The sequence below is a fragment of the Pseudomonas sp. B1(2018) genome (assembly GCF_003097365.1).
GTDB lineage: Bacteria > Pseudomonadota > Gammaproteobacteria > Pseudomonadales > Pseudomonadaceae > Aquipseudomonas > Aquipseudomonas laurylsulfatiphila.
Window position 1 is genome coordinate 130,269 of sequence record NZ_PYUK01000006.1, and the last position, 18,495, is coordinate 148,763.

At 61.2% G+C, this 18,495-nt stretch carries 17 protein-coding genes and 1 pseudogene; 11 read left to right on the forward strand and 7 right to left on the reverse strand.

The window, feature by feature from the left end:
• The first annotated feature begins 172 nt into the window (after positions 1-172).
• Positions 173-1,975 carry an acyl-CoA dehydrogenase gene (locus C9422_RS11480; RefSeq protein ID WP_116580748.1) on the forward strand — a complete coding sequence of 601 codons (1,803 nt, stop codon included), beginning with the start codon at positions 173-175 and terminating at the stop codon, positions 1,973-1,975.
• Between the two features lie 90 nt (positions 1,976-2,065).
• Here the strand turns inward: C9422_RS11480 and C9422_RS32855 are convergent, their stop codons facing one another.
• From C9422_RS32855 to C9422_RS11495, 4 genes and pseudogenes are all read right to left on the reverse strand, one after another.
• Positions 2,066-2,911, reverse strand: coding sequence for a methyl-accepting chemotaxis protein (locus tag C9422_RS32855; RefSeq protein ID WP_371924734.1), 846 nt, complete (start codon positions 2,909-2,911; stop codon positions 2,066-2,068).
• 18 nt (positions 2,912-2,929) lie between these two features.
• Positions 2,930-4,003: pseudogene (locus tag C9422_RS32860) on the reverse strand (cache domain-containing protein); the annotation flags it as partial.
• A gap of 100 nt (positions 4,004-4,103) precedes the next feature.
• Entirely contained in the window at positions 4,104-4,406 is a 303-nt protein-coding gene (locus C9422_RS11490) for a cell division protein ZapA (RefSeq protein WP_007981180.1), read from the reverse strand.
• On the reverse strand, positions 4,403-4,633 hold the full coding sequence (locus C9422_RS11495) for a hypothetical protein (RefSeq protein ID WP_007971835.1): 231 nt from the start codon (positions 4,631-4,633) through the stop codon (positions 4,403-4,405). The genes C9422_RS11490 and C9422_RS11495 overlap by 4 nt, the downstream gene beginning before the upstream one ends.
• A gap of 366 nt (positions 4,634-4,999) precedes the next feature.
• Here C9422_RS11495 and C9422_RS11500 point away from each other — a divergent pair, with 366 nt between their 5' ends.
• From C9422_RS11500 to selO, 3 genes are read left to right on the forward strand one after another with little or no spacing between them, the layout of a single operon-like run.
• Positions 5,000-6,742, forward strand: a complete 1,743-nt coding sequence (locus C9422_RS11500; RefSeq protein WP_116580750.1) for a potassium/proton antiporter — start codon at positions 5,000-5,002, stop codon at positions 6,740-6,742.
• Between the two features lie 34 nt (positions 6,743-6,776).
• Complete coding sequence (gene mscK / locus C9422_RS11505; protein WP_116580751.1) at positions 6,777-10,145, forward strand: mechanosensitive channel MscK; 3,369 nt, start codon at positions 6,777-6,779, stop codon at positions 10,143-10,145.
• Between the two features lie 48 nt (positions 10,146-10,193).
• Positions 10,194-11,657 (forward strand): protein adenylyltransferase SelO, encoded by a 1,464-nt coding sequence (selO, locus tag C9422_RS11510; RefSeq protein ID WP_116580752.1) that lies wholly within the window; start codon positions 10,194-10,196, stop codon positions 11,655-11,657.
• A gap of 6 nt (positions 11,658-11,663) precedes the next feature.
• On the opposite strand, the gene C9422_RS11515 is transcribed toward selO, so the two are convergent.
• Positions 11,664-12,065: a type II toxin-antitoxin system HigA family antitoxin gene (locus C9422_RS11515; protein ID WP_102698607.1), complete on the reverse strand. Its 402-nt coding sequence runs from the start codon at positions 12,063-12,065 to the stop codon at positions 11,664-11,666.
• Positions 12,062-12,358 (reverse strand): type II toxin-antitoxin system HigB family toxin, encoded by a 297-nt coding sequence (locus C9422_RS11520; protein ID WP_102698606.1) that lies wholly within the window; start codon positions 12,356-12,358, stop codon positions 12,062-12,064. Before C9422_RS11520 ends, C9422_RS11515 begins: the two co-directional genes overlap by 4 nt.
• A gap of 194 nt (positions 12,359-12,552) precedes the next feature.
• Between C9422_RS11520 and trxC the strand changes: the two genes are divergently transcribed.
• Entirely contained in the window at positions 12,553-12,987 is a 435-nt protein-coding gene (gene trxC, locus C9422_RS11525) for a thioredoxin TrxC (RefSeq protein WP_116262929.1), read from the forward strand.
• A 126-nt stretch (positions 12,988-13,113) separates the two neighbouring features.
• Here trxC and C9422_RS11535 read toward each other — a convergent pair whose 3' ends face one another.
• Positions 13,114-13,884, reverse strand: coding sequence for a ParA family protein (locus tag C9422_RS11535; protein WP_102698604.1), 771 nt, complete (start codon positions 13,882-13,884; stop codon positions 13,114-13,116).
• 355 nt (positions 13,885-14,239) lie between these two features.
• Here C9422_RS11535 and C9422_RS11540 point away from each other — a divergent pair, with 355 nt between their 5' ends.
• The 6 genes from C9422_RS11540 to C9422_RS11565 are packed head-to-tail and all read left to right on the forward strand — an operon-like array spanning position 14,240 to position 18,488.
• A complete protein-coding gene (locus tag C9422_RS11540) occupies positions 14,240-14,965 on the forward strand; it encodes a beta-ketoacyl synthase chain length factor (RefSeq protein ID WP_116580753.1) in 726 nt (241 codons plus the stop codon).
• Positions 14,941-15,753, forward strand: a complete 813-nt coding sequence (locus C9422_RS11545) for a 1-acyl-sn-glycerol-3-phosphate acyltransferase (protein WP_116580754.1) — start codon at positions 14,941-14,943, stop codon at positions 15,751-15,753. The genes C9422_RS11540 and C9422_RS11545 overlap by 25 nt, the downstream gene beginning before the upstream one ends.
• Positions 15,731-16,006 carry a phosphopantetheine-binding protein gene (locus tag C9422_RS11550; protein ID WP_116580755.1) on the forward strand — a complete coding sequence of 92 codons (276 nt, stop codon included), beginning with the start codon at positions 15,731-15,733 and terminating at the stop codon, positions 16,004-16,006. Before C9422_RS11545 ends, C9422_RS11550 begins: the two co-directional genes overlap by 23 nt.
• Positions 16,007-16,015: 9 nt before the next feature.
• On the forward strand, positions 16,016-16,270 hold the full coding sequence (locus C9422_RS11555) for an acyl carrier protein (protein ID WP_007972204.1): 255 nt from the start codon (positions 16,016-16,018) through the stop codon (positions 16,268-16,270).
• Positions 16,267-16,812: a hypothetical protein gene (locus C9422_RS11560; RefSeq protein ID WP_116580756.1), complete on the forward strand. Its 546-nt coding sequence runs from the start codon at positions 16,267-16,269 to the stop codon at positions 16,810-16,812. The genes C9422_RS11555 and C9422_RS11560 overlap by 4 nt, the downstream gene beginning before the upstream one ends.
• Positions 16,809-18,488 (forward strand): acyl-CoA synthetase family protein, encoded by a 1,680-nt coding sequence (locus C9422_RS11565; protein ID WP_116580757.1) that lies wholly within the window; start codon positions 16,809-16,811, stop codon positions 18,486-18,488. The genes C9422_RS11560 and C9422_RS11565 overlap by 4 nt, the downstream gene beginning before the upstream one ends.
• The last annotated feature ends 7 nt before the right edge of the window (positions 18,489-18,495 follow it).

Sequence of the window (18,495 nt, forward strand, 5' to 3'; positions counted from 1 at the left end):
AGCAAGATCAAAAGATCGCAGCCTTCGGCAGCTCCTACATTTGGAATGCGTTTTCCTGTAGGAGCTGCCGAAGGCTGCGATCTTTTGCTTCTCCATCACCAGGATCAATCATCCTGTTCAGCCTCTATTCCCCCGCCTAGACTCGGCCCATCCCAATAAAAGGTAGGCCGCCATGTCCGAGACGTTGCTCAGTTCCCGCAATCTGGCTTTCGAGCTGTATGAAGTCCTCGATGCCGAGGGCCTGACCCAGCGTGAGCGTTTCGCCGAGCACAATCGCGAAACCTTCGATGCGGCCATTGGCACCGCCCGCAGCATCGCCGAGAAGTTCTTCGCCCCGCACAACCGCAAGGGCGACGAGAACGAGCCGCGCTACGAGAACGGTCAGGCAATCCTGATTCCGGAAGTGAAACCGGCGGTGGATGCTTTCCTCGAAGCCGGCTTCCTCAACGCCGCGCGCAGTTTCGACGCCGGCGGCATGCAACTTCCTACGCTGCTGTCCCAGGCCTGCTTTTCGCACTTCCAGTCGGCCAACGCCGCCTCGACCTCTTATCCGTTCCTGACCATGGGCGCGGCCAACCTGATCGAAAGCTTCGGTACCGAGGAGCAGAAGCGCCGCTTCCTGCAACCGATGATCGACGGCCGCTTCTTCGGCACCATGGCCCTGACCGAACCCCACGCGGGCTCGTCGCTGTCAGATATTCGTACCCGCGCCGAGCCTGCGTCCGACGGCACTTATCGCCTCAAGGGCAACAAGATCTTCATCTCCGGCGGCGATCATCCGCTGTCGGAAAACATCGTGCACATGGTGCTGGCCAAGCTGCCGGACGCACCGGCCGGTGTGAAAGGCATTTCGCTGTTCATCGTGCCCAAGTTCCTGGTCAACGACGACGGCAGCCTCGGCCGGCGCAACGACGTGCTGCTGGCCGGGCTGTTCCACAAGATGGGCTGGCGTGGCACCACCTCCACCGCGCTGAACTTCGGCGATAACGGCGATTGTGTCGGCTATCTGGTGGGCAAGCCGCACCAGGGCTTGAGCTACATGTTCCAGATGATGAACGAGGCGCGGATCGGCGTCGGCATGGGCGCGGTGATGCTCGGCTACGCCGGCTACCTGTATTCGCTGGAATACGCCCGTGAACGTCCGCAAGGCCGCGTGCCGGACAGCAAGGACCCGAATACCGCGCCGGTGGCGATCATTCAGCACGCCGACGTCAAACGCATGCTGCTGACACAAAAGGCCTACGTTGAAGGCTCGTTCGACCTCGGCCTGTACGCGGCGCGACTGTTCGACGACACCACGACGCTGGAGACCGAAGCCGAGCGCAAGCAGGCCCACGAACTGCTGGACCTGCTGACGCCGATCGTCAAATCCTGGCCCTCGGAGTTCTGCCTGAAGGCTAATGAACTGGCGATCCAGATCCTCGGTGGCCATGGCTACACCCGTGAATACCCGGTGGAGCAGTACTATCGCGACAACCGCCTGAACCCGATCCACGAAGGCACCCACGGCATTCAATCGCTGGACCTGCTGGGCCGCAAACTGGCACAGAACGGTGGCGCGGGGCTCAAGCAACTGATCCGCCTGATCGCCGACACCGCCGAACGTGCCCAGGCGTTCGAGTCGCTGACGCCGCTGCGCGAGCCGCTGGAGAAACTGGTGGCACGCCTGCAAGCCGTGACCATTGGTTTGCTGACGGATTTAGGGCAAGGCAAGGTCAATAGCAGCCTGGCGAATTCGGCGCTGTACCTGAAGGTGTTCGGGCACACCGTCATTGGCTGGCGCTGGCTGGAACAGGCGATTCGTGCTGAGGAAGGGTTGGCCAAAGGGAATGGCGCGGATGTGAGCTTCTATAAAGGCAAGTTGCAGGCGGCCCGCTACTTCCTGACGTGGGAAGTGCCAGGGTGCCACCATGAGCTGGCGATTCTTGAGGCACGGGATGATGTTTGCCTGGGCATGCAGGATGAGTGGTTCTGACCACAAAAAAGATCGCAGCCTTCGGCAGCTCCTACATGGGAATGCGTTTCCCTGTAGGAGCTGCCGAAGGCTGCGATTTTTTGATCTTGATCAGCTCAGCTTGAACCCACCCATCTGCCGCGCCAGATCATCCGCCAACCGCTGCAATGTCTGGCAATCCTCACGACAAGCCCTGACCTCCCCCGCCGTCGCCCGCGCCAGATCGGAAATGCCCTGCACGTTGCGATTGATTTCCTCGGTGACTGCCGACTGCTCTTCCGTCGCCGTCGCCACCTGATGGTTCATGTCGCTGATGCGCTCCACTTGCCCGGTGATCGCCGTCAACGAGGTGCCGGTACGCTGGCTCGACTCGACCCCCGTGCCCGTCGCGGCTTGCCCGGAATGCATCGACGACACCGCGTTCTCTGCGCCTTGCTTGAGGCTGCCGATCATCTGCTGGATTTCATCGGTGGACGATTGCGTACGCCGCGCCAGGGTGCGCACTTCATCGGCCACCACGGCGAACCCACGCCCCATGTCGCCAGCGCGCGCCGCTTCGATAGCCGCGTTGAGCGCCAGCAGGTTGGTCTGCTCGGAAATCCCGCGAATCACCGCCAGCACCTGATCGATGGATGCCACTTGATGAGCCAGCTCGGCCACCGCCGTGGCCGCTACACCGATTTCCCGGGACATGCTTTCAATATGACGGATAGAACCGCCCACCACTTCCCGCGCCTGCAGCGCTTCATCACGGGCGGTTTGCGAGGCGAACGCCGCGTTGCCGGCATTCTGCGCAATGTCCTGCACGGTCAGGCCCATTTCGTGAACAGCGGTGGCGACCATGTCGGTCATTTCCTGCTGACGACCAGAGCGTTCAGCCGTGTTGTCCACCACACGCGCCACCTGGCCGACAGCGGTGCGCAGGCGCTCGCTGGTGGTCAGTACTTCACCGATCATGTCGCGCTGGCTATCCAGGAATCGATTGAAGCCACGCGCCAAATCACCCAGCTCATCGGCGCGGCTGGCATCCAGCCGCTGGGTCAAATCTCCACCACCGCTACCGATGGCCACCAGCGCCGCTGTTACCTGGCGAATCGGCCGCACCAGCCCACGGGCCAGCAATACCACCAGCAACAGGCACACCAGTGCAACCGCCAGGCCGATGCCGCTGCTCATCCACATGGCGCGGCGGGCTTCGGCGTAGATCTGCGATTGCGGCACTTCGGCCACCAGGGTCCAGCCGAGATCGCGCAGCGGCAAGCTCAAGGCGAGGAAGTCTTCGCCGTCGCGCTGGAAGCCGCTACTGGTGGCGGCTTTTTGACTCATCAGGGCTTGCGCCGCTGTAGCGCCGATCTGCTCGGTCAAGGTGCGTTTGCCGCTGAATTGCGCCTCGGGATGGACCTGGATCAAACCGTCGGAACGCACGAGATAGACCTTGCCGCGCTCCCCGAAGCTGAAATTGTGGATCAGCTCCGACAGCTCCTTCATGCTCAGGCCAAGCCCCGCAACGCCCACGACTTTACCGGCCTGTTCGACCTTGAGGTCGATGAACAGCGCCAATTCTCCGGTGGCTGTGTCGTTATCGATATTGAGGGTGCGCGGCTGATTGCTGTCGAGGAACGCGTAGAACCAGGCATCTTTCGGATTGGATCGGCTGAGGGTGCGGTCCAGGCCCTTTTCGGTGATGTAGTGATTGGACGCGGTGCCGACAATCAGCGCGGTAAAGGCTTTGTGTTCGGCGCGGATGCCTTCCAGATAGGTGGCAAAGGTGTTGGTCCGGGCACTGTCTTCACCCCCGGCCAACCAGTCGCGCACCATGCTGTTGCTGGCGATGTCCTTGGCGGCGGTGAGGGGCTGGACGAGGATCCGCTCGATGTCGTTGCGCATCGCCTCGATGCTCGACGGCAAGGCTTGCTCGACCAGATAGCTCTGGGCAAGACGGTTGACCACGAGGGTATAAATGCCAACCACGATCAGGATACTGACCAGAAGGGCGGTGCCCATGCTCAGGATCAACTGCCATTGAATACTGCGTCGCCAGAACTGCATGGAGCACCCCCAAAGAATAAGAGGCTGAAACACTGCAACAGCCGTGCCGATTGTATACAAACCAACCGACAATCTATTCTTTGGTTGTGCGCAAAGCCGATCAGGCCTGATTGATCGTCTTGGAGATCACTTCAACCGTGGCGCTGACTTGCTCTTGGTAACGGTCGAGTTCGAGCTTGTGCTGTTTCTGCATTTCAATCTGCTGGGAGCACAGATTCATCGCCGCCAGCACCAGCAGTCGGTCACCGATCAGCGTCGGGTACTTTCTCTTGGTTTCGGCCAGGGCTGCCTTCAACATCATCGCGGCGTCCAGCAGGGTTTGTTCTTCCCCGGCCGGTGCCTTGATCGAATAGTCCTCCCCCAGGATCGAGACGACTTTTACCCCTGCGGCGTTGTAACTCATGCGCTGACAGGGCCTGCGCTGACGCGCTCAACCAGGGCCTGGATGCGAGCCGCCGTGGCGCCTTGTTTCTCTTCCTGCTCCATCAGGCTCAGTTGCAGGCTTTCGTTTTCATCCTTGGCCTGGGCCAGTTCTGCAGTCAGGGTCTGGTTGGTGCCGAGCAGGGTCTGGTTCTGTTGCACCAGGTCGCTGACCAGTTGTTCCAATTGGCTTAGGGATGCTTCCAACATTTTGATTTTCCGGGCTTTTTCAAAGGGCGCGTACGATAAAGAAAAGTCACTGTGGATGCCAGGGTTATACAGGCGCAAAGCCTTGATTTTGCTGACGGGCGACCTTCCTCGCGAGTTTTAAAGACTGCGGCAGGCCGATCTGGTTCCTGCACTTCGTCGCCGAGTCCTTTGCTCTGATGCCGAAAAGATCGCAGCCTGCGGCAGCTCCTACATGTAAAGCGGGTCTGTGTAGGAGCTGCCGCAGGCTGCGATCTTTTGCTCTGCAAAAGCTTTTTGACAGCATCACATTTCAACAGGTTAGAATCGCTGGCACGCAGACTGCATGGTCAGTTTGTGCCCGCCTTTCAGCTTTCTGGAGTACTGCCTTTGAATGCGACGACCATCAACAGCCTGTTCTTGATCGGCGCGTTGCTGGTAGGTGCGAGCATTCTGGTGAGCTCCCTCTCATCGCGCCTCGGCATCCCGATTCTGGTGATCATCCTGGCCGTCGGCATGGCGGCCGGCGTCGATGGCGGCGGCATTATCTTCGACAACTACCCCACGGCTTACCTGGTCGGCAACCTCGCACTGGCGGTGATCCTGCTCGACGGCGGCTTGCGTACCCGGGTCTCGAGCTTCCGCGTGGCGTTATGGCCGGCGCTCTCATTGGCCACGGTCGGGGTGCTGATTACCACCGGCCTGACCGGCATGGCGGCCGCCTGGCTGTTCGACCTGAACCTGATCCAGGGCCTGCTGATCGGCGCCATTGTCGGCTCCACCGACGCCGCGGCGGTGTTCTCGCTATTGGGTGGCAAGGGCCTGAACGAACGGGTAACCGCCAGCCTGGAAATCGAATCCGGCAGCAACGACCCGATGGCGGTGTTCCTCACCGTCACCCTGATCGACATGCTCGCCAGCGGCCAGACCGGCCTGCACTGGAGCCTGCTGACCCACCTGCTGCGCGAATTCGGCATCGGTGGCGTCATCGGCCTGGGCGGTGGCTGGCTCATGTTGCAACTGGTCAACCGCATCAACCTGGCCACCGGTCTTTACCCGATCCTGGTCATTGCCGGTGGCCTGGTGGTGTTTGCCCTGACCAACGCCCTGCACGGCAGCGGCTTCCTTGCCGTGTACCTGTGCGGCCTGGTGATCGGCAACCGTCCGGTGCGCAGCCGCCACGGCATTTTGCACATGCTCGACGGCATGGCCTGGCTGGCGCAGATCGGCATGTTCCTGGTGCTGGGGCTGTTGGTCACACCTCACGACCTGCTGCCAATCGCCTTGCCGGCACTGGCGCTGGCCCTGTGGATGATTTTGTTTGCCCGGCCATTGTCGGTGGTGGTCGGCCTGCTGCCGTTCAAGGCATTCCACGGTCGCGAGAAAGCGTTCATTTCCTGGGTCGGTTTGCGCGGCGCGGTCCCGATCATTCTCGCGGTGTTCCCGCTGATGGCTGGCCTGCCCAACGCCCAGCTGTACTTCAATCTCGCCTTCTTTATCGTGCTGGTGTCGCTGCTGGTTCAGGGCACGAGCCTGCCGTGGGTCGCCAAGCTGCTGAAGGTGACGGTACCTCCGGAGCCTGCACCCATTTCGCGCTCGGCCCTGGAAGTGCATGTCACCAGCGAGTGGGAGCTATTCGTTTATCGCCTCGGCGCGGAAAAATGGTGCATCGGTTCACCCCTGCGTGAGCTGAAAATGCCCGAAGGCACCCGTATTGCCGCCCTGTTTCGTGGTCAACAATTGCTCCATCCGTCGGGTAGTACTGTGCTGGAAGTCGATGATTTGCTGTGTGTTATCGGCCATGAACACAACCTGCCGGCCCTCGGAAAACTCTTCAGCCAGGCGCCACAACGAGGCCTCGATCTGCGCTTCTTCGGCGACTTCGTACTCGAAGGAGACGCCCAGCTGGCCGCGGTTGCGGCCCTCTATGGGCTGAAGTTCGAAGGCATCGATCCGGACATGTCCCTGGGCCGCTTCATTGCCCAGAAAGTCGGCGGCGCTCCGGTGGTAGGTGACCAGGTGGAATGGAACAACACCATCTGGACCGTGGCGGTCATGGACGGGAACAAGATCGGCAAAGTGGGCGTCAGATTCCCCGAAGGAAGTCGCCCGGGTCCCGGACTCTTCCTCTAAACTGCTTCCACTCTCACTTGCTTGACCGGTCTTTATGCCTAACCTGCGCTCCTTTTTCGCCATTGCCCTGTTGGGCTTGAGTCTCTCTGTCGGCCCCCTTGGTTTTTCACAAGCGGCGCAAGCGGCCGAACCGCCCTCCAGCGAAGCCGTGCAAGCGAGCCTGGACAAGATCGCCGACCGCAAACTGCCGGAAGCCGATCAGAAGGCCCTGCAAACCGTCCTGCAAAACACGCTGAACCAGCTCAACAACAAGCGTGACTACGAGCAGAAGCTGGCCGAGCTCAAGCAAACGTTGAGTTCGGCACCCAAGCAGACGGTGGAAAACCAGCGTGAACTGACCCGCCTCAAGGCCAGCGCCGTGGTGCCGGTGGCGCAGCGTTTCGCCAAAGAAACGATCCAGCAGCTGGAGCAAATGCTCACTGAGCGCTCCACCCAGCAAAGCGACCTGCAAAAGGCCTTGGGCGATGCCAACAGCCTGATCATCACTGCCCAGACCCGCCCCGAGCGCGCCCAGGCGGAGATATCCAGCAGCCAGACGCGCATTCAGCAGATCAACAATATCCTCAAGAACGGCAAGGACGCCGGCAAGACCCTGAGCGCCGAGCAGCGCGACCAGCTCAATGCCGAACTGGCGGCACTGAACGCCCTGATCCCGCTGCGCCGCCAGGAACTGGCCGGCAACACCCAATTGCAAGACCTCGGCAACAGCCAGCATGACCTGTTGTCGGAGCGATCCGACCGCCTGGACAAGGAAATCCAGGAGCTGCAAACCCTGATCAACCAGAAGCGCCTGGCGTTGTCCCAGGAAACGGTCACCCAGCAGTCCATCGAAGCGCAGAAGGCCGGCGGCAGCAGCCTGCTGGCCACCGAAAGCGCGGCCAACCTGAAGCTCTCGGACTACCTGCTCAAAAGCACCGACCGCCTCAACGAAGTCACCCAGCAGAACCTGCAGACCAAGCAACAACTGGACAGCCTGACCCAGAGCGATTCGGCGCTGGACGAGCAAATCAACGTACTCAAAGGCAGCCTGCTGCTCTCGAAGATTCTCTACAAGCAGAAACAGGCCTTGCCGCGTCTGCGGCTCGACCGCAACCTGGCCGACCAGATCGCTGACATTCGCCTGTATCAGTTCGAAGTCAGCCAGCAACGGGAACTGCTGAGCAACCCGACCACCTACGTTGAAAACCTGCTGTCGACCCAGCCCCCCGAGCAAGTCACGCCGCAGTTGCGCAAAAGCCTGATGGAACTGGCCACCACCCGCGCCGACCTGCTGGAGCGGCTCAATCGTGAACTGAGCGCGGTGCTCAATGAATCCATCACCCTGCAACTGAACCAGAAGCAACTGCTCAGCACCGCGCAAAGCCTGCGGGCGACGCTCGATGAACAGATGTTCTGGATTCCGAGCAACAAGCCGCTGGACCTGGAGTGGATTCACAGCGTGCCGGATCGCCTGCAGCGTCAGCTCGATTCGCTGCCGGTACTGTCAAGCCTGAGCGAACTGACCGATGGCCTGACCCAGCGCCCGCTGCTGTTCCTGCCATTGGCCCTGCTGATCGGTGCACTGCTCTGGCGGCGCAAGAGTCTGTACGCACGACTGAACAAGGTTCACCAGGACATCGGTCACTTCAAGCGCGATAGCCAGTGGCACACCCCGCAGGCAATTCTGATCAACGTCCTGCTGGCGATGCCGGTTTCCCTGGGCCTCGCCTTGTGCGGGCTGGCCCTGCAAATCGACGCCCGCGGGCAGAACGCCAATATGGGCGCGGCGCTGCTGCAAATGGCCGGGGCCTGGCTGGTGTTCTACACCGCCTACCGGATCCTCGCACCGGGCGGCGTGGCAGAACTGCATTTCCGCTGGGAAAAGCCCCAGGTGGAATTCCTTCGCAGATGGATCCGCCGCCTCGGCATCGTGGTCATGGCCCTGGTGACCGTAGTGGCCGTTGCCGAACTGCAACCGGCGGCACTGGCCGATGACGTGCTCGGCATGCCGGTGGTGCTGATCTGCTACGCCTTGATGACCTTGCTGCTCAGCCGCTTGCTCATCAGCAGCCCGACCCACGAGAACGCCTCGCTGTTCCGCAAACTGGTGGGGATCCTGTTCACCGCCCTGCCCGTCGCGCTGTTCGTGGCGGTGTGCTTCGGCTACTACTACACCGCACTGAAGCTCAGCGACCGCTTGATCAACACCCTGTACCTGCTGATGTTCTGGCTGGTGATCGAAGCCACCTTCGTGCGCGGCCTCAGCGTGGCGGCCCGGCGGCTGGCCTACCAGCGCGCCCTGGCCAAGCGCCTGGCCGCCAAAGAGGCCGGCGACGGCGAAGCGGTGATCGAAGAACCGACCATGGACATCGAGAAGGTCAACGAACAGTCCCTGCGCCTGATCCGCCTGGCGCTGCTCGGCGGCTTCATGGCGGCGCTGTACTGGGTCTGGGCCGACCTGATCACCGTGTTCTCGTACCTGGACAACATCACCCTCTACGAATACACCAGCGGCACCGGCGCCAACATGAGCATGGTGCCGATCAGCATCGGCGACATGCTCGGTGCGCTGATCATCATCGGCATCACCTTCGCCCTGGCGCGCAACTTGCCCGGCCTGCTGGAAGTCTTCGTGCTGTCCAAGCTCAACCTGGCCCAGGGCAGCGCCTACGCGACCACCACGCTGCTCTCGTACGTGATCGCCGGCGTCGGCTTCGTCTCGACCCTGTCGACCCTGGGCGTGAGCTGGGACAAGTTGCAATGGCTGGTGGCGGCGCTGTCGGTCGGCCTCGGTTTCGGCATGCAGGAAATCTTCGCCAACTTCATTTCCGGCATCATGATCCTGTTCGAACGTCCGGTGCGGATCGGTGACACCATCACCATCGGCAACCTGTCGGGTACGGTGAGCAAGATCCGCATCCGTGCCACGACCATCACCGACTTCGACCGCAAGGACATCATCGTCCCGAACAAGACGTTCATTACCGGGCAACTGATCAACTGGTCGCTGACCGACACCATCACCCGGGTGACCCTCAAGCTCGGCGTCGACTACGGCTCGGACCTGGACCTGGTGAAAGAACTGCTGCTCAAGGCTGCACGGGACAACCCGCGCGTCCTGAAAGACCCGGAGCCGCATGTGTACTTCCTGAATTTCGGCGAAAGCACCCTCGACCACGAGTTGCGCATGCATGTGCGCGACCTCGGCGACCGCAACCCGGTGCTCGACGAGGTCAACCGCTTCATCAACCGCGAGTTCAAGAAGCAGCACATCAACATCTCGTTCCGGCAGATGGAGGTCTACCTCAAGAACCTGCACGGCCAGGAATACAAGATGGTGCCGATCGAGCCGGAAGCGAAAACCATCGTGCCGATCGTCGATGGCAAGCCGGCGCAAGAACCGCCCGCCGCCAAACTCGACTAACCGGCCTTTCCCCAGCAGAATGCTCGGACATTCTGCTGGAGCCGGCCCTTGAAAGCCCTCGACGAACTCACCTTCGATAATCGCTTCGACCGCCTGGGCGACGCGTTTTCCGCCCATGTGCTGCCCGAGCCCATCGACAATCCGCGCCTGGTCGTGGCCAGCCCCGCCGCCATGGCCCTGCTGGACCTCGACCCGGCCGAGGCCGAAACCCCGGAGTTCGCCGAACTGTTCAGCGGCCACAAGCTCTGGGCCGATGCGATTCCGAGGGCGATGGTCTATTCCGGGCATCAGTTCGGCTCCTACAACCCACAACTGGGCGACGGTCGCGGCCTGTTGCTCGGCGAGGTGTACAACGAGGCCGGCGAACATTGGGACCTGCACCTCAAGGGCGCCGGCCAGACGCCGTTTTCACGCATGGGCGATGGCCGGGCGGTACTGCGTTCGTCGATCCGCGAGTTCCTCGCTTCCGAAGCCCTGAATGCCCTGAATATCCCGACCACCCGCGCCCTGTGCGTGATCGGCTCCGACACCCCGGTGTGGCGTGAAAAGCAGGAGCGCGCGGCCATGGTCCTGCGCCTGGCGCCAAGCCATGTGCGCTTCGGTCACTTCGAATATTTCTACTACACCAAACGGCCCGAGCAGCAGAAAGTGCTGGGTGACCACGTGCTGGCCATGCACTTCCCAGAGTGCCTGGAACAACCGGAACCGTACCTGGCGATGTTCCGCGAAGTGGTCGAGCGCAACGCCGAACTGATCGCCAAATGGCAGGCCTATGGCTTCTGCCACGGGGTGATGAATACCGACAACATGTCGATCCTGGGTATCACCTTCGATTTCGGCCCGTTCGCCTTCCTCGACGACTTCGACGCCAACTTCATCTGCAACCACTCCGACGACCAGGGCCGTTACTCCTTCAGCAACCAGGTGCCGATTGGCCAGTGGAACCTCAGCGCGTTGGCGCAGGCCCTGACGCCGTTCATCAGCGTCGAAGCCCTGCGCGAAACCCTCGGCCTCTACCTGCCGCTGTTCCAGGCCCATTACCTGGACCTGATGCGCCGCCGTCTCGGCCTGACCACGGCGGAGGATGACGACCAGAAACTGCTGGAGAACCTGCTGCAACTGATGCAGAACAGCGGCGTCGACTACAGCCTGTTCTTCCGCCGTTTGGGTGATGAAGCACCGGAACAGGCCATCACCCGCTTGCGCGACGACTTCGTCGACCTCAGGGGCTTTGATGCCTGGGGCGAACTCTACGTCGCCCGAGTCAGCCGTGAAGGCACGCTTGATCAGGAGCAGCGCCGCCGGCGGATGCACGCGGTCAACCCGCTGTACATCCTGCGCAATTATCTGGCGCAAAAGGCCATCGATGCGGCAGAGAGCGGCGACTATTCAGAAGTTCGCCGACTGCACGCGGTGCTGAGCAATCCGTTCGAGGAACAACCAGGGATGGAAAGCTACGCCGAGAGGCCACCGGAATGGGGCAAGCACCTGGAGATCAGTTGTTCGTCGTGAGGAGGGTCAGATAAAGGTTTCTACAGACACACCGAAACGTTCGGCCAACCAGCGGATCTGCCGCAGGTTGAGCTGGCGTTTGCCGCTCAGGATCTCGGAAACGACCGACTGAGGGCCGACGCCAGGCAGGTCGCTCTGGCTCAAGCCGTGCTCGCGCATCAAGTAGCCAAGAACCTCGACTCCGCTGGGCTTCGGCATCGGGTGATGCTTGTGATCCCATTCCTCAATCCAGTCACCGATGATGTCTACCAGACTCATCAACGGGTGAGACTCATCGTCGCCGGTCATCTCGAGCAACTCGTCCAGCGCCTGCGCCAACAGGTCATAGTCGTCTTCGCTTTTCGGTTTTCGAAGCAACGGAGAGACGAACTCCCAATGCTCGGCAGCTCTTTCGATCAGGACACTCATGCTCTTTCCTCCTTCCATTTGCCGCGGTCATATTCGCGGTGGTCCAGCACATGCTTGATATAAAGCTTTTGCGATCGATACCTGACAAAAGCGATCAGCCGCAATTTGTTGCCACCGATATCGAAAACATGAAACTCGCCCACCTTGTCGACTGCAGGAAAGGTGGTTCTCATCGCCGCAAAATCCGACGGCTTGCTTCCTTTGGCTAATTGATACCAATGATCCAGCGCGTTGGCTGCCATTGGCCATTTCGCCTTGGCTTCACGTACTCTTTTTTCGGTGAGAACATGCATGCAACATCCTTATCGCATTTTGCTATGGAAAGTTAATCTCAGATCGAAAATATCGCAAGTTGCGATAATCCCAGGCAGACCAGCGGTCTGGCTCAGCACGACTCAGCCTAGTTTTATCGCCGGACACTGCACGATTGAAAACATGAGCAAACGTCTCCAACTAGGTGTTATCAGCTCCCCATTGGATCTTGCTCATGACCGACCCACTCCTCATTCCCTGCCCCCACTGCAACGGCCTCAACCGCATCCCCGCCGAGCGTCTCAACGACCACCCGAAATGCGGACGCTGCAAGGCCGAAGTCCTGCTGAACAAGCCGTTTGAATTGAAACAAGGCGATTACGCCAGCCAGATCAAGGGCGATCTGCCGCTGCTGGTGGACGTGTGGGCGGACTGGTGCGGGCCTTGCAAGTCGTTTGCACCGGTGTTCGAGCAGGCGGCCGGGCAACTGGCGGGCAAGTGCCGGTTGGCCAAGCTGGACAGCGAGGCGAACCAGCAGTTGTCGGCGCAGTTGGGGATTCGCTCGATCCCGAGCCTGATCCTGTTCAAGAACGGCCGGGAGATCGCCCGGCAGAGCGGGGCTTTTCCGTTACCGCAGTTGATGGCCTGGCTGCGTAGCCAGGGTATCTGAAGCAACACAGCCCCTGTGGGAGCGAGCTTGCTCGCGATGACGATGTGTCAGTCGAAGATAATGTTGACTGTCAGTCCGCTATCGCGAGCAAGCTCGCTCCCACAGTGTTTTGTTTCGCCTGGAAGATCACGCGTTTTCCAGCAAGCTGTGCAATTCGACAAACTGCTGGGTCAGCTTGTGCCGCGGGTCGAGATGGATCAGCGGCGTGTTGGCCTGGTGGGATTCGCGCATGCGTACCGAGCTGGCCAGGTACACCGGCAGTACCGGCAGGCCTTCGGCGATCAGTTCGTCGAGGATTTGCTGGGGCAGGCTGGCGCGGGCCTGGAACTGGTTGACGACGATGCCTTCGACTTCCAGGCCTTCGTTATGGTCGTCCTTCAACTCTTCGATTTCCGCCATCAGGCCGTACAGTGCCTGGCGTGAAAAACTGTCGCAATCGAAGGGAATCAACACACGATCGGCGGCAATCAATGCAGAAACCGCATAGAAATTCAGCGCTGGCGGGGTATCGAGGTAAATCCGGTCGTAGTCTTCGCTCAGTTCCTCAAGCAACTTACGCAGCTTGTTGATCTTGTGCTTGGCTTCAAGCTTTGGCTGCAAGTCCGCCAGTTCGGCGGTGGCGGTAATGACATGGAGGTTATCGAAGGGGGTTTCGTAGATGTCGACCTGATTCTTTTTGGAGAACGGCCCGGAAGACAGCGTCTGCTTGAAGAAATCGGCGATGCCCATCGGGATGTCGCTACCCGTGAGCCCCGTCAGGTACTGAGTGGAGTTGGCCTGGGCATCGAGGTCCACCAGCAAGGTGCGAAATCCCTCGTTGGCACTGACCGCCGCCAGATTGCAGGCAATGCTGGACTTGCCAACACCACCCTTCTGATTGAACACCACGCGCCGCATGTCAAAACCCCCGTGTATCAAAGAATGACCGAGTGTAGTGGTGCACGGCGTTGCTTCGCTACCTTGTCGGCACAGGGACTACACAGTCAGTTGCCTTCTCCTGCTTGAAAAGCCGTGAACGGCCCGTTGGTTTGACGCAGGAACCGACAGACGGAGCAGTGATTGTGTGAATAATTACCAATCGCTCAGTTTTTGCGAGCCAGTCGCCGCATCTTGTTGAGCAAAATGTAACCAGCATTTGCTACACGTTCCCGGCACCGGGATAATGCGCGCCACTCGGCGGCAAACGCCGCGCAGGGTGAGTCTCGGCTCTCGGCCACTCCCCGCGTCAAGTAAGCCCGAGAGGGCGGGATGAATGTCTGTGATCAACTTCAACATCGCCCAATGGCGCGCCTGGGCCCCGGGGCTTGAGAGCGTGAACGATTGGCAGGCCTGGAGCCGGCAACCCGTCGTGCTGCCGGACAGCGATGCCGCTCCCGACGTTTCCTTTCTACCGGCCATGCAGCGCCGCAGGCTCAGCCGCCTGGCACGGATGGCATTCAGTGTCGGCTGGCCATTGGCCGAAGGCCGGCAGGATCTGCCATTGGTCTTTGTTTCCCGTCACGGCGAAACCCCGCACACCGTCGACATTCTCAGTGATCTGGCCGCCGATCAGCCGCTGTCGCCGACCCGGTTCAGCTTGTCTGTGCATAACGCGATTATTGGCTTGTGGTCGATCATGCGCGGTGAAACCAGCGAAATGACGGCCCTGGCCGCCGCAGGCGATGGCCTCGAGCACGGCATGCTCGAAGCTGCCGCGCTGCTGGCCGAAGGCGCTGGCGCGGTACTGCTGGTGGTCACCGAAGAGCGGCCGCCCGAGGCCTACTCGACCTGGATCGACGACGTGCCGTTCCCTTATGCCGTCGGCCTGCTGGTTACTCCCGGTACCGACTGGCAGTTGTCCCTGAACAGCCCGTCGGATGCGTTGTCCAAGTCCCGCTGGCCACACGCGCTGAATCTGTTGCGTATGCTGCTCGGCCAGCAAACCACCTGCCAACATGCCTGGAAAAATCGTGTATGGACCTGGCAACGCAACCCGTGACCGAGAAAAACCGCGACGCCTATTACTGGCGCTTGCTGGCCACCGCCGCGAGCTTTGCCCTGTTCGGGTTGGGCGGCCTGTGCCTGCGCCTGGTGATTTTCCCAGTGCTGAACTGCCTGCCCGGCGACGCCCGGACCCATCGGCTGCGGGCCCGGCGAACCGTCAGCCGCTGTTTCTGGATTTTTGTGCGTTTCATGGCCCGTACCGGGGTGCTGACCTACGACATTGAAGGCGCGGAAAAACTCGGTCGCCCCGGGCAAATGATCCTTGCCAATCACCCCTCGCTGATCGACGTGGTGTTTCTGATCGGCCTGGTGCGTCACGCCAATTGCGTGGTCAAGCAAAGCCTCTGGGAAAACCCTTTCACCCGCGGACCACTGCGCTGCACCGATTACATCAGCAACGACGGCAGCATGGACATGCTCGACGCGGCTGCCGATGCGCTGAAAGACGGCCAGACCCTGATCATTTTCCCCGAAGGCACGCGCACCCGGCCCGGCCAGGCCCCGGCCTTTCATCGGGGCGGTGCGGCAATCGCCGTGCGGGGTGCGAAAATCCTCACCCCGGTCATTATCAAGGTCAGCCCGACCACATTGACCAAGGCCGAGCCCTGGTATCGCATCCCCAAGCGGCGCGTGCACTTCAGTTTCCGGGTCGGGGCCGATATAGACCCACAGGCCTTCGCTTCGCTGGGGCCGGCTCCGCAAGCCTCGCGCAAGCTCAACGATTATTTGCATTCTTACTTCATCAAGGAGCTCGCCGAAGATGAGCGATCGGAACACCCCTAGCCTGGTGCTGGAAATCAAAGAGCTGATCATCGACGCCCTGGGCCTCGAGGACATCAGCGCCGACGACATCGGCAACGAGCAGACGCTGTTCGGCGAAGGCCTGGGCCTGGACTCGGTGGACGCCCTGGAACTGGGCCTGGCCATCCAGAAAAAGTACGGCATCAAAATTGATGCCGACGCCAAAGACACTCGTAATCACTTCAGTAACGTGGCGAGCCTTGCGGCGTTCGTCACTGCAAAACAGGCAGCTTGAGACCGGACCATGCAAACTCGTGACGACATTTTCAACACCCTGCGCGATGCCCTGGTCGAGCTCTTCGAACTGGACCCCGGGCGTGTGAGCCTGGAATCCAACCTGTATCAGGACCTGGAAATCGACAGCATCGACGCGGTCGACCTGATCGATCACATCAAACGCCAGACGGGCAAGAAAATCGCCGCCGAAGAATTCAAATCGGTGCGTACCGTCAGTGACGTGGTCGAGGCGGTCTACCGTCTGGTTCAACCGGCCGCATGAGTCGTCTGATTGGCCTCGGCCTGCTGCTGGCAGGCCTTTTGTATCCCTTTGCGGTGTATTTCGGCATGGAGCACTTCGCCCCCTGGCAGTTCGGCCTGCTGCTGGGCGGACTGTGGCTGGCCCGGGCGCTGACCGGCAAACGTCGGCCCGGCAGCCTGTGGATGGCGACGGTGGCCATTGGGTTCTGCCTGTTGCTGGCACTGTTCGACAGCCCGACGCTGTTGCGCTGGTATCCGGTGTTGATCAGCGTCTTCATGTTGGTGCTGTTCGGCTCGAGCCTGACATTCGGCCCACCGATCGTCGAACGCCTGGCCCGGGTGCGCGAGCCGCAATTACCGGCCGAGGGCATTCGCTATACCCGTCAGGTGACCGTCGCCTGGAGCGTCTTTTTTCTATGCAACGGTGTGTGCGCCGCCGCCCTGACCCTTTGGGCGCCGCTGAGCTGGTGGACGCTGTACACCGGCCTGATCTCCTACGGATTGATAGGCCTGATGTTTGCCATTGAATGGCTGATACGACTAAGGGTACGAGGCCACCCATGAATTGGATAAAACTTGAGCACCTGTTGCTCAAGGCTCAGCCGGACCGCGCCATCACGACCGGTCCGGCACTGGATCACGCCCGACTGTGCGAACGGGCGCTGAGCCTGGCCGCCGGCCTGCAAGCCCGGGGTGTACGGCAGATGGCCGTGCACCTTGAGGATGCCGCAGACCTGGCGATTGCCCTGCTCGGCGCCTGGCGTGCCGGGGTCAGTGTGCTGCTGCCGTCCGACCTGCAACCGCAGACCCGCCAACGCTGGTCAGGCGAAGTTGATCTGTGGCTGACCGATCTGCCCGACGACACGCACCCTGGCGATTTCCAACAGCCACCGCTCAGCGCCGCCGCGCTGGACCTGGATAACTGCCGACTCAGCCTGTGCACATCCGGTTCCAGTGGCGAACCCAAGCGCATCGAAAAAAACCTGCGACAACTGGCCAATGAAGTCGAAGCCCTGGAACAGCTATGGGGGCCTGGCCTGGGCCCGGCGTACATCATTGGCAGCGTCGCCACCCAGCACATCTACGGTCTGTTGTTTCGGGTACTGTGGCCGTTGTGCGCCGGGCGTCCGTTCGTACGTCGGCAATTGGCGTTCCCGGAAGATCTGCAACGTGCCAGCCGCGAGCACCCGGCCTTCGCCTGGGTGGCCAGCCCGGCGCTGCTCAAGCGCATGGGCGACAACCTCGACTGGCCGGCCTTGAGCTGCGTACGCCGGGTGTTTTCCTCCGGCGGCGCATTACCGGTCGAGGCCGCACAGAGCCTGCATGAGCGTCTCGGGCAATGGCCAACGGAAATTTTCGGCAGCTCGGAAACCGGCGGCATCGCCTGGCGTCAGGGCGCTGAACTCTGGCAGCCATTTGCCGATGTCACGCTGACTCAAGACAGTGAAGGGGCGCTGCTGATCGCTTCGCCCTACTTGCCTGACGGTCATGTCGAACAGACTGCCGATTCAGCACGCATCGCCGTCGATGGTCGCTTCGAATTGCTCGGGCGACTGGACCGGATCGTCAAACTGGAAGAAAAACGCATCTCGCTGCCGATGCTGGAACAGGCGCTGATGGCCCATGACTGGGTCAGCGAAGCGCGGCTCGGCGTGGTTCGGGAAAACCGCGCTTCCCTGGGGGCGTTGTTGGTCCCGAGCGAAGCCGGTTTGCATGCTCTGCGTAATCTGGGCCGACGCAGCCTCACCGAGCAATTGCGCCAACACCTGAGCCAACACTGCGAAACCCTGGCCCTGCCGAGACGCTGGCGCCTGCTGCGACAACTGCCGCTGAACGCTCAGGGCAAACTGCCCCAGGCCGACGTCGACGCCCTGCTGTTGGCGCCGCGTCCCAAAACCCCGGAGGTGCTGGAGCAAGTCGAAAGCGATGGCGAGTGGAGCCTGCAACTGGCCGTGCCACCGGACCTGGCCTATTTCAGCGGTCATTTCCCCAAGGCGCCGGTATTGCCTGGCGTGGTGCAGGTGGACTGGGCGCTGAGCCTGGGCCGGCAACTGATGAACCTGCCGGAGAAATTCGCCGGCATGGAAGTCTTGAAGTTCCAGCAACTGGTGCGCCCGGGCGATGAAATCCAGCTGCACCTGCGCTTCGACCCGGCGCGCGGCAAACTGTATTTCGCTTATCGCAACGAAACTGCCACCTGCTCCAGCGGGCGGATCTTGCTGGAGGCGGCGCATGTGTAAGTTTGGT

Coding starts and splice junctions, on each gene's coding strand:
- C9422_RS32855 (WP_371924734.1), bottom strand. CDS start 2,911: ATGATCGGTGAAGTACTGACCACCAGCGAGCGCCTGCGCACCGCTGTC.
- C9422_RS11490 (WP_007981180.1), bottom strand. CDS start 4,406: ATGAGTTACAACGCCGCAGGGGTAAAAGTCGTCTCGATCCTGGGGGAG.
- C9422_RS11495 (WP_007971835.1), bottom strand. CDS start 4,633: ATGTTGGAAGCATCCCTAAGCCAATTGGAACAACTGGTCAGCGACCTG.
- C9422_RS11555 (WP_007972204.1), top strand. CDS start 16,016: ATGCAAACTCGTGACGACATTTTCAACACCCTGCGCGATGCCCTGGTC.
- C9422_RS11520 (WP_102698606.1), bottom strand. CDS start 12,358: ATGCATGTTCTCACCGAAAAAAGAGTACGTGAAGCCAAGGCGAAATGG.
- C9422_RS11550 (WP_116580755.1), top strand. CDS start 15,731: ATGAGCGATCGGAACACCCCTAGCCTGGTGCTGGAAATCAAAGAGCTG.
- C9422_RS11540 (WP_116580753.1), top strand. CDS start 14,240: ATGTCTGTGATCAACTTCAACATCGCCCAATGGCGCGCCTGGGCCCCG.
- C9422_RS11535 (WP_102698604.1), bottom strand. CDS start 13,884: ATGCGGCGCGTGGTGTTCAATCAGAAGGGTGGTGTTGGCAAGTCCAGC.
- trxC (WP_116262929.1), top strand. CDS start 12,553: ATGACCGACCCACTCCTCATTCCCTGCCCCCACTGCAACGGCCTCAAC.
- C9422_RS11480 (WP_116580748.1), top strand. CDS start 173: ATGTCCGAGACGTTGCTCAGTTCCCGCAATCTGGCTTTCGAGCTGTAT.
- C9422_RS11565 (WP_116580757.1), top strand. CDS start 16,809: ATGAATTGGATAAAACTTGAGCACCTGTTGCTCAAGGCTCAGCCGGAC.
- C9422_RS11515 (WP_102698607.1), bottom strand. CDS start 12,065: ATGAGTGTCCTGATCGAAAGAGCTGCCGAGCATTGGGAGTTCGTCTCT.
- C9422_RS11545 (WP_116580754.1), top strand. CDS start 14,941: ATGGACCTGGCAACGCAACCCGTGACCGAGAAAAACCGCGACGCCTAT.
- C9422_RS11560 (WP_116580756.1), top strand. CDS start 16,267: ATGAGTCGTCTGATTGGCCTCGGCCTGCTGCTGGCAGGCCTTTTGTAT.
- mscK (WP_116580751.1), top strand. CDS start 6,777: ATGCCTAACCTGCGCTCCTTTTTCGCCATTGCCCTGTTGGGCTTGAGT.